A 371-nucleotide genomic window follows, 5' to 3' on the forward strand; every position below is an offset into this window, starting at 1 on the left:
GCGGTTCCTTGCCGGTGAGTTCCTTGACCAGGTCGGTCACCGCGGGCATCCGGGTCGAGCCGCCCACCAGGATCACGTGGTCGATCGCCGAGAGCTTCACACCGGCGTCCTGGACCGCCTGGTGGAAGGGCGCCTTGCAGCGGTCCAGCAGGTCGGCGGTGAGCTCCTGGAACTGGGCCCGGGTCAGCTTCTCGTCGAGGTGCAGAGGTCCCTCGGCGGAGGCGGTGATGTAGGGCAGGTTGATCGTCGTCTCGGTGGAGCTGGACAGCTCGATCTTGGCCTTCTCGGCGCCCTCGCGCAGCCGCTGCACCGCCATCTTGTCGCCCGCGAGGTCGACGCCGTACTGGCCCTTGAAGCGCTTGACCAGGTAC

Annotated in this window: 1 protein-coding gene; it reads right to left on the reverse strand. The window is 67.9% G+C overall.

Annotated elements, in window-relative coordinates:
• On the reverse strand, positions 1-371 hold a 371-nt coding region (locus GTY47_RS32300), incomplete at both ends, for an Hsp70 family protein (protein WP_010045998.1).

Origin of the sequence: Streptomyces sp. SID5464, assembly GCF_009862985.1 — a bacterium.
Lineage (GTDB): Bacteria > Actinomycetota > Actinomycetes > Streptomycetales > Streptomycetaceae > Streptomyces > Streptomyces chartreusis_D.